Below are 8,154 nucleotides of genomic sequence, written 5' to 3' on the forward strand. Positions count from 1 at the left end.
TAGAGCCGCAGCAGCAGTTGAAAAGATGACTTTTGGCCCGGGGAATCAGGATTATTTCTGGATTAATAATCAGCAGCCGGTGATGATTATGCACCCTTATTCTAAAAGCTTAGAAGGTGAAAATATCGGCTCGATTCAGGATCCGGATGGTAAATATTTATTTAGAGATATGGTAGAAGTGGTAAAAGAGAAGGGTTCTGGATTTGTAGAATATCAGTGGCAGTATTATGATCAGGAAGGGCGAGTTGAACCCAAGCTTTCTTATGTTGAGGGATTTGAACCCTGGGATTGGATTATTGGAACTGGAGTTTACATAAATAATATTAGAAGTTCTTATTTAGAACTCAGAAACCAATTTTTAATAATTGGAGCTATAATTCTATTGATTTCCTTAGTTTTAACTTATTTGATTGCAAATTATCTGGCCAGGCCAATTACACTGCTGACCTCGATAATTAATAAACTTTCAGACTTTGATCTTAGAGATGATAATAGTAAAGCTTTAAATAAGTACAGCAGCCGAAAAGATGAAATTGGATCAATTGCTGAGGCGCTTAAAGTCTTGAAAAAAAATCTGCTGGACTCAGTAACAAAAGAAGCAAATATTGCTGATAACCTGGCGGCATCGAGCGAGGAACTATCGGCAAGTAGTGAAGAAATGTCGGCCTCTGCTGATGAGGTAAGTAATTCTGTCAAAAAACTGGCTCAGGGAACTGTGGAACAAAATGATATGTTGAGTCAAACTGAGGAAAACATGTCAGAACTTGATCAAAAAATTGATTCAATCACAGAAAAAGCAGAAGTTATTAAAACTGAGGCAGAAGCAGCAGGAACTGAAATTGATAAAGGAAGTAAAGCTGTTAAAACTACTGCAGATCAGATAGAAGTAGTGGTAGATAATCAGCAGTCTGTTTTAAAAAGTGTAACAGAGTTAGATGAATTATCAGGACAGATAGGTAAAATTGTTGAAATTATTAATGGTATAGCAGATCAAACTAATCTTTTAGCTTTAAATGCAGCAATTGAAGCAGCTCGGGCTGGGGAAGCTGGTCGTGGTTTTAGTGTTGTTGCGGAAGAGATAAGAGAATTGGCCGAAGAATCTTCCACTGCTACAGATGAAATCAATAATTTAATTAAAGAGATTCAGAAAAAAGTTAGTGACACTACAGAAATGATGGATCAGTCTGAACAGGGGGTTAAAGCCAGCAGCCAGGCAGTATCCAGAGCTGAAAAGACTTTTGCAGAAATTGAAAAGGTTGTTCTTCGTTTGAATGATTTAATAACTGAAATTGCTGATAATTCTCAGGAAATGAAACTTAAAGGTAAAGATGTAAATCAGGCTGTGGAAAATATTTCAAAAATCAGTCATGAATCTGCTTCGATAGCGGAAGAAGTAGCAGCTGCCTCAGGTGAACAGAGTCATTCTACAATTGATATTGTCAAAGCTGCAGAAGATTTAGCAGAAATGGCTCAAAATTTAACTGTTATTACCTCTCGTTATAAAAGCTAACAACGATTTTTTAATGCCCGGACAAAAATTTCTTTTTGGCCGGGCATTTTAATTTTTATGGTTATAAACTGAGAGTGGAAAAGCCCTGCTAGTTCAACTTAGATGTAGTTTTTTATCAAATAAATTAAGAATCTTAGTTGACTTGTGGTCAGTTTTTTGCTATCCTTAATTGTGTCAATTAAATAAAGAGATAAATTTAGATTCGAATGGAATCTTATTAGAACAATTAAATCACCTGCTAAGGAGGAAAAATAATGTCAGTAGAAGATAGGGAAAAGTCATTAGAAGATAAAAAAGAAACAATTCGTCAGGGTGGCGGCCAGGCAAGAATCGAAAAACAGCATAAAAAAAATAAAAAAACTGCCAGAGAAAGAATTGAATACTTGCTGGATGACGGTACATTTAACGAATTGAATATGTTTGTGGAAAATCGCAGCACCTCTCTGGGTATGGATGAAAAAGACGTTCCAGGAGAAGGTGTTGTAGTTGGTTATGGAACAATTGAAGGCCGTTTGGTTTATGTTTACGCTCAGGATTTCACAGTAATGGGAGGTTCAGTTGGAGAAGCTCATGCTAATAAAATTTCTGAGGTAATGGACCTTGCTGTTAAAAACGGAGCTCCAGTAATTGGACTTAATGATTCCGGTGGTGCTAGAATCAATGAGGGGATAGATTCACTCAATGGATACGGAGAGATTTTCTACCGCAACACTAAAGCTTCAGGAGTAGTTCCTCAAATTACAGCAATCCTGGGTCCCTGTGCCGGGGGAGCAGTTTATTCTCCAGCGATAACAGATTTTATTGTGATGGTTGATCAGACATCTAAGATGTTTATTACCGGTCCCAGTGTTGTTAAATCTGTAACTGGCGAGGAAGTTTCAGCAGAAGAACTTGGTGGAGCAGCTACTCACAATGAAATTAGTGGAGTTGCACATTTCATGGAAGCAAATGAAGAAGCCGCCTTAGAAAGAATAAGAAAATTGTTATCTTACATACCAGATAATTTTGAGGAAAAGCCAGAAATAATAGATAACAGTGATAATCCTGGGAGAAGTACTGAGGAATTAAAAGAAATAGTAAATGAAAACCCCAAAAAAGCATATAATGTTAAAAATGTGATAGAAATTCTTGTTGATCAGGATAGTTTTATGGAGATCCAGCCGTATTTTGCTAAAAATGCAGTTATAGGCTTTGCTCGTTTAAACGGCCGCAGTGTTGGTATTGTAGCAAATCAGCCTCAGTTTTTAGCGGGCTGCTTAAATATTGATGCTTCAACTAAAATCGCACGCTTTATTCGTTTCTGTGACAGCTTCAATATCCCAATCATTTCTTTAGTTGATGTTCCAGGATATTTACCTGGAGTGGAGCAGGAATATGGTGGAGTAATCAGACACGGGGCTAAGGTGCTTTATGCTTACTCAGAAGCAACAGTTCCCAAGATTACATTAATTATGCGCAAGGCTTATGGTGGAGCTTATATAGCAATGGGAAGCCGTTCAGTTAGAGCTGATTTAGTTTATGCCTGGCCGATAGCAGAAATTGCAGTTATGGGTCCAGAAGGTGCAGCTAATGTAATTTATAGAAAAGAAATCGCAGCAGCCGATGATCCAGATCAGCTGCGTCAGGAAAAAATTGATGAATACAAAGATAATTTTGCCAATCCTTATATTGCAGCTAAAAGAGGAATGGTAAATGATGTGATTAAGATGGAAGAAAGCAGAAATAAATTAATCAATGGTCTGGAAATGATGATTAATAAAAAAGAAAACGCTCAGGCTAAAAAGCATGGTAATATTCCATTATAAAATAGTTTGAAAATCGATTTATAATTAGATTTATAATTATTTGACGTAACGTATTTAAAGTTGGGAGGAATTTGATGAATGTCTTAGGAGAAACACTGGAGATTACCGTAATCGGGCTTTCAGTTGTTTTTTTAGTACTGCTTTTATTAACCATTATCTTAAAGCTTCAGGGCTGGTTAATGGAAAGATTCTTTTTAAAGAAAAAAAAGGAAACTAAAAAGCAGACTAAAGAAGATGAGAGAAAAATAGAAAAAGAAAAAAAGATAAGAGCTGTTATTGCTGCAGCGGTAGATTCGTATCTTAAAGAGCATCCGGCAGGATTTATTAAACAGGAGGGTACAAATATGCAAAAATATAAAATTAAAATTGATGATGAAATATATGAGGTTGAAGTTGAGCGGGTTGATGAAGCTAATAATGAGATTAAGTCAATTAATAAGAGTTCCGGGCAGAGTAAAAGTAAATTTTCTACAATTTCTAAAAACACTAATAAGCAAACAGAAAAAAAGTCAGGGGCAAAAAAGAGAGCTGCTGAAATTAAGAGTACAGAAAAATCGGTAACTACTTCCGGAGATTCAGAAGATGGAGTAGAAATTAAAGCACCGATGCCGGGTCAGATTTTAATGCTTGCTGCTGCCGAAGGAGATGAAGTTCAGGAAGGCCAGCATCTGGCAGTATTAGAGGCAATGAAAATGGAAAATGATATTACAGCACCAAAAGCTGGTGTAATTAAAGAGGTATGTGTCAAAGAAGGTAAAGAAGTTAATTCAGGAGATAATTTATTTATTATAAATTAACAGTAAAAGGACGGTGTACTATTTGTGACAGATAAAATAATATTATTTTTACAGGCAAGTGGTTTTGCTCAATTTAGCTGGGGTCATGTTGGAATGATAATCATTTCAGCAATCTTAATGTATCTTGCGATATTTAAAGAATATGAACCCCTTTTATTATTACCAATTAGTTTTGGGATTTTCCTATCAAATATACCGGGAACAGGATTAATGTCAGGTCCAACAGCTGAAACTGTTGGCGGCTTACTGCATTATCTTTATGAAGGAGTTAGACTGGGAATTTATCCCCCCTTAATATTTTTAGGAATTGGGGCAATGACCGATTTTGGTCCTCTAATTGCTCAGCCAAAAACTATGCTGCTGGGAGCAGCTGCTCAGCTGGGGATATTTACTACTTTTTTGGGTTCTAGATTATTAGGATTTAGTCCAGCAGAAGCCGGCTCAATTGCGATTATTGGTGGTGCGGATGGCCCAACATCTATTTATTTAACTTCATTATTATCACCACATTTGTTGGGGCCGATAGCAATTGCAGCTTACATATATATTGCTCTGGTACCATTAATTCAGCCGGTAATTATTAAGTTTTTTACTACTAAAGAGGAAAGAGCAGTAGAGATGGATCAGATGCGTAGAGTTAAAAAGATTGAAAAATTAATTTTTCCAATTTTAGTCTCATTAATTGTGGGCTTAATTGTACCCCAGGCTTTATCGCTGGTAGGAATGCTGATGTTGGGAAATATATTAAAAGAAAGTGGAGTTACTAAAAGACTATCAGATACTGCCAGCACTGCAATGATAAATATTGTTACAATTCTCTTAATGTTGAGTGTTGGTGCCAGTCTAAATGCTGAACAATTCTTTACTCTTCAGTTTATTTCTATAATTGGACTCGGCTTATCTGCTTTTGCTTTGAGTACTTTTTCCGGTTTAATGATGGGTAAGTTAATGTATTACCTGACAGATGGTAAAATCAATCCAATAATTGGTGCGGCTGGAGTTTCAGCAGTGCCTGAGGCAGCTAGATGTTCTCAAAAACTTGGTAATGAGGCAAATCCAGGTAATTTCTTATTAATGCATGCTATGGGACCAAATGTTGCAGGAGTAATTGGTTCGGCAGTTGCAGCGGGAGTACTGTTATCTATTTTAGGATAGTTATAATTAAATTAAAGATTAGGCCGGCAGTTTAACTGCCTGCTTAATTTTTAAGAAAATTATTCATAAGATTGAAATAAATAAACTGGTAATTGTATTACAAATTTAGTTTAACATAAAATTTGCTTTCAAAATGCAGACAATATAGTCTGCAGGTGATTTATTATTTAAAACCCTGTCAGCTGAAGCAGGGTTTTTGCAATTTATAACGAAATATAGTCTTAAGAGTTAATATATTATTTTAAAATAGATATTAGAACCTACATTTGCTTTAGGATTTGATTCTATTTTTTTAATTAAAGAATAATTGGGGGTAAATATTATGTTAAAAGATGAAAAGCTAAAACATTTAAAAGGCAGATTGAATAATGTAACTGAGGAAGTTGTTTTAAAAATGCTAAGAGATATGCTGCAGAGAAAGGAATTTGAAGATGTTTGTAAAGATGAAGACTGTCTGCTGGATATGGCAAGCTATGCTTTAAACCGTTTGCCAGCTAAATATGTAGCTACATCTAAGGGAGAAGTTTATTCAAAAACTGAGGAACTTGAACAGCAGCATTCTGTTGATCTGCTTTCAGTAGTCACCAGAGCAATTAAAGTTGTATCCGAAAATGACAACCATGATAATCATTAATTTGCTTATATCTTTTGCTACTTTAGAATAAAAATAGTGTTAGGAGAGATTTATATGTTCGATGAACGTTATTTTAAAATTGGCCGTGGAATAATCATCTTACTTGTTATTATATTTTTAGCAGGACAGATACCATATTTTACAGCACCTTTGACTTCTGTACTCAGTTTTATACTGCTGCCGCTGTTATTTAGTACTTTTTTATATTATCTAATGCGGCCTCTGGTTAGATTTTTGCATAAATGGATTAAAAATAAAGCATTATCAATAGTGATCTCGTTTCTGGTTGTGACTGCTATCCTAACCATTGTGTTTTATTTTGGAGGCAGCATTATTTATAATCAGGGTAAGGAATTGAGCCAGACCTTGAGTGGAAATTATGACTATATTTATAATTTTATTCTGGGAATAATTGAAAGTTTAAGAGAATATATTAATATTGATCAGGAATTTTTAGAAGAGTTAAAATTACGGCAAAGAATATTTTCTTATGCTAATGATCTGGCTCAGCAAATCTCTTCTTATAATTATATGGGAATTTTTAGTTCGATTACTAACTTTGGCTTAATAATAGTCTTAATCCCATTTGTTTTATTTTATTTACTTAAAGATGACCAAAAATTATTTAGTAATATGATGACAATTGTGCCAGAAGCAAATAAAAGAAAAGTTGAAAAACTGGCGGTGGAAATTGATCACTTAGTTTCAACATTTATTAGTTCACAGGTAGTGGTTGCTTTTTTTCTGGGCTTAGTAATGTTCACCGGATTTTTGATAATTAGACTCCCTAATGCAGCTGTGCTGGCATTTATTGCCATGATAACCTCTTTAATTCCGATTATTGGGCCTTTTTTTGGCAGTCTGCCTGCTGTATTTGTCGCTGCGACAAATAGCTGGTTTTTGTTTTTAGGGGTATTAATAACTATTGTGATAGCGCAGTATTTGGAAGGCAATGTAATCAGACCACTGGTTCAGGGTAGAAGACTGGAGATTCATCCCATTGTTGTTTTATTTGTTGTTTTATCAGGAGTTTATTTATTTGGTTTTATCGGAGCTTTAACAGCAGTTCCTTTATATGTAGTTTTAAGATTGCTGTTTAGAAAAAAATATATTGAATAGTCTGTTGTGTTGGTACCGGGCACCTGGATAAATTTACCTTTTAATTTTAAATTTCCCAGGTGCCCGGTACTCTTTTTTATGTAAATTGAGTTACTTTTTCAGCTAAAACCTTGACTAAAGTTGAGTAATGTTGTAGGATATAAATAGCAGTATGCTGAGCAGATAACTTTAATAAAGGAGATGACATAGATTATGGATAAAAAATTGCTTAAAATTTGTAATCTGGAATCAAAAGTTGAAGAAGAAAAAATATTAAATGGAATTGATTTAGAAGTTAATAAAGGTGAAATTCATGTAATTATGGGTCCCAATGGAGCTGGAAAATCAACTCTAGCAAATGTTTTGATGGGTCACCCAGAACACAAGATTATAAAGGGAAATATCGAATTTGAAGGTGAAAACATTAATCAACTTGCTGTTGATAAAAGGGCCAAGAAGGGGATTTTCTTATCATTTCAATATCCTCAGGAAATTCCAGGAGTAACCGTGGAAAATTTTCTGCGGACTGCTAAAACTGCAGTTAGCGGAGAACAGCAGAGTATTTTTGACTTTAAATTTCTTCTGGAAGAAAAAATGAATCTGCTTAATATTGATCAATCATATGCAGATCGCTATTTAAATAAAGGCTTTTCTGGTGGAGAGAAAAAGAAAAATGAAATTCTGCAGATGGCAGTTTTAGAACCAAAACTTGCTATTTTAGATGAAACTGATTCTGGACTGGATGTTGATGCAACCAAGACTGTTGCAGAAGGAATTAAAAAACTGGCTTCTGAAGATAATGCAATGATAATAATTACCCACCATAATAAGATTTTAGACTATCTAAAACCTGATTATGTACATGTGCTGGTTGATGGTAGAATTGCCAAATCAGGGAATATGGAGCTGGCAGCAGAAATTGAAAAAGAAGGTTTTGCCAGATATAAAGAAGAAGCTTTAGATGAGAGTAATTCTAAAAGTAACTGTTAGTACAGATTTTTAGCTGTCACTCTGTCTAGCAAATTGATCTGGGGAAATTAAGTATTTTTAAGATAGATTTGGCTCTTCGCTATTTAGTGTGGGTAATACAAATGGCATATATTAACATTAATGGTAATGCAAAATTAAAAATTAGCATGAATGCAGTTTGAAATT

At 34.8% G+C, this 8,154-nt stretch carries 7 protein-coding genes; all 7 read left to right on the forward strand.

The features are described 5' to 3' along the window. On the forward strand, positions 1-1,510 hold a 1,510-nt coding region (locus CI949_RS13450; RefSeq protein ID WP_290767277.1), incomplete at its 5' end, for a methyl-accepting chemotaxis protein. Positions 1,511-1,764: 254 nt separating this feature from the next. Beyond that, complete coding sequence (locus CI949_RS13455; protein ID WP_290767279.1) at positions 1,765-3,315, forward strand: acyl-CoA carboxylase subunit beta; 1,551 nt, start codon at positions 1,765-1,767, stop codon at positions 3,313-3,315. Positions 3,316-3,389: 74 nt separating this feature from the next. Beyond that, a complete protein-coding gene (locus tag CI949_RS13460) occupies positions 3,390-4,112 on the forward strand; it encodes an OadG family transporter subunit (RefSeq protein WP_290767281.1) in 723 nt (240 codons plus the stop codon). 24 nt (positions 4,113-4,136) lie between these two features. Next, positions 4,137-5,267 (forward strand): sodium ion-translocating decarboxylase subunit beta, encoded by a 1,131-nt coding sequence (locus CI949_RS13465; RefSeq protein ID WP_290767283.1) that lies wholly within the window; start codon positions 4,137-4,139, stop codon positions 5,265-5,267. 322 nt (positions 5,268-5,589) lie between these two features. Then, positions 5,590-5,901 (forward strand): late competence development ComFB family protein, encoded by a 312-nt coding sequence (locus CI949_RS13470; RefSeq protein ID WP_290767285.1) that lies wholly within the window; start codon positions 5,590-5,592, stop codon positions 5,899-5,901. 54 nt (positions 5,902-5,955) lie between these two features. Then, on the forward strand, positions 5,956-7,020 hold the full coding sequence (locus tag CI949_RS13475) for an AI-2E family transporter (protein ID WP_290767287.1): 1,065 nt from the start codon (positions 5,956-5,958) through the stop codon (positions 7,018-7,020). A 192-nt stretch (positions 7,021-7,212) separates the two neighbouring features. After that, entirely contained in the window at positions 7,213-7,989 is a 777-nt protein-coding gene (sufC, locus tag CI949_RS13480; protein ID WP_290767289.1) for a Fe-S cluster assembly ATPase SufC, read from the forward strand. The last annotated feature ends 165 nt before the right edge of the window (positions 7,990-8,154 follow it).

The organism is Halanaerobium sp. (genome assembly GCF_003070835.1).

Bases quoted from the DNA above. Each gene is read 5' to 3' on its own strand.
- CI949_RS13455 (WP_290767279.1), top strand. From the start codon at position 1,765: ATGTCAGTAGAAGATAGGGAAAAGTCATTAGAAGATAAAAAAGAAACA.
- CI949_RS13460 (WP_290767281.1), top strand. From the start codon at position 3,390: ATGAATGTCTTAGGAGAAACACTGGAGATTACCGTAATCGGGCTTTCA.
- CI949_RS13475 (WP_290767287.1), top strand. From the start codon at position 5,956: ATGTTCGATGAACGTTATTTTAAAATTGGCCGTGGAATAATCATCTTA.
- CI949_RS13470 (WP_290767285.1), top strand. From the start codon at position 5,590: ATGTTAAAAGATGAAAAGCTAAAACATTTAAAAGGCAGATTGAATAAT.
- sufC (WP_290767289.1), top strand. From the start codon at position 7,213: ATGGATAAAAAATTGCTTAAAATTTGTAATCTGGAATCAAAAGTTGAA.